This is a genomic window from Bifidobacterium sp. POST2/T3 (B1) (assembly GCF_058197115.1).
In genome coordinates this window covers 1-2,010 of sequence record NZ_JBVPQK010000464.1, presented here as the reverse complement: position 1 = coordinate 2,010, position 2,010 = coordinate 1, and the positions used below count along the sequence as shown (strand labels likewise).

The 2,010-nt window shown below is 67.3% G+C and carries 1 pseudogene; it reads left to right on the top strand.

The window, feature by feature from the left end:
* Positions 1-2,010: pseudogene (locus AC0AP0_RS12805) on the top strand (type I polyketide synthase); the annotation flags it as partial.

The window sequence follows — 2,010 nt, the reverse complement described above, 5'->3', positions numbered from 1 at the left end:
GCCCTTCCAGATGACCAAGGAGTTCGCGGCCTCCATCCTGGAGGTGGTTCCCTCCGAGCGCATCAAGCAGGCTCTGGACGATCCCCAGGTCTGGGACCAGTATGCGGCCGACGACCAGAAGCTGGGCCGTCTGCTGCTGACTGAGCTGCTCTCCTGGCAGTTCGCCTCCCCGGTGCGTTGGATCGAGACCCAGGCGATTATGTTCGATGCCCCCGAGCAGGGCGGCCTGGGCGTGGAGCAGCTGATCGAGGTAGGGCTGGGCCATTCGCCCACCCTGGCCAATCTGGGCACCAAGACCCTGAAGCTGCCCGACTTCCGCGAGCGTCACGTAAGCGTCTACAACCTGGGCAGGGACGAGAGCCGGGTCTATCTGACCGACACTGATCCCATGGCCCCGGTGGAGGAGGAGCCCGCAGTTCCGGTCCAGGACTCCAGCCCTGAACCTGCTCAGGCTGCTGCGCCTACACCGGCATCGGAGCCAACTCCAGCCCCTGCCTCTGCCCCTGCAGTAGCCGAGGATTCGGATCCTGCTCCGGCCCCGACCACCGGCGGTCCATCGGGTGCCGATGTGGCCGACCTGCCCTTCAAGGCCTCGGACGCCATCGCCGTCCTGCTGGCCTACTCCACCAAGATCCGCCCCGAGCAGATCGGGCAGACCGACACCACCGACACCCTGACCAATGGCGTTTCCTCCAGGCGCAACCAGCTGCTGATGGACATCAGCTCGGAGCTGGGTGTGGCCAGCGTGGACGGTGCCGCCGAGGCCAGCATGACCGATCTGAGCGCCTTGGTGAACAAGGTGGCTCCTAACTATCGGCCCTTTGGCCCGGTGCTCTCCGACATTGTGCGTGAGCGCATCCGCGACCTCTTCGGCCCCTCCGGCCTCAAGCTGCAACAGGTTGAACAGCGGGTCTCCGACGTCTGGCAGCTGGGTGCGGGCTGGGTTTCGGCCACCGTGGCCAGCCTGGTCCTGGACACCCGTGAGGGTGCCTCCTCGCGTGGCGGCGACCTGGCGCTCCTGCCCACCGAAGCCGTCTCCACAGTGCCTGCGGCCTATGCGCTGATCGACCAGGCTGTTCAGCAGGTGGCCCAGCGCCACGGCGTCACGGTCTCCATGCCTTCTGCAGGCGGTGCTGCTGGCGGTGCCGTGGTCGACTCCGCCGCCCTGGATGCCTTCGCAGCCCAGGTGACCGGCTCTGAGGGTGTGCTGGCATCCACCGCCCGCTTCCTCTTGGACAAGCTGGGGCTTAAGCCTCCGACCGTCCAGCCTGGCGAGAATGAAGATGCAGCCGTTGTGGCTGCCGTCAATGCCGAGCTGGGCAGCGACTGGCCCGAGCAGGTGGCGCCACGGTTCGAGGCCTCACGCGCCGTCCTCTTCGACGACCGTTGGGCCAGCGCCCGAGAGGATCTGGCTCACATCTACCACGAGCATGATGATGACCGCAGCCGCCTGAGCTTCCTAGGAGCCGGACGCGAGGTGCACGATCAGGCCGTCTGGTACGCCGAGCAGGCAGACAAACGCGGTGAGCAGGATTTGGCCCGGGTCTTCAGCGACATCGCCGACCAGGCCATGACCCCTGCCGACTCGGACCAGACCGCGGCACGATTCGCCAAGGACGTGGCCGTGGTCACCGGCGTGGCCCCCAAGTCCATTGCGGGATCTCTGACTGCCGGCCTGCTGGAAGGCGGTGCGACGGTCATCGCCGCCTGCCACTCCCTGAAGCCGCAGACCGTCATCTGGGCCCGTGACCTCTACCGTCGCCATGCCGTGGGCGGCGCCCGTCTCTGGATCGTGCCCGCCAATCTGTCCAGCTACCGGGATGTGGATGCCCTGGTCGACTGGGTCGGTAATGAGCAGCGCAAGACCACGGGGGCCACGACCACCGTGCTCAAGCCCGCCTACGAGCCCACCCTGCTGCTGCCCTTCGCAGCCCCCGCCATGCACGGGACCATGGCCGACTCGGGCCGGCTCTTCGAGTCCCAGGCCCGGCTCATGCTCTGGAGCCTGGA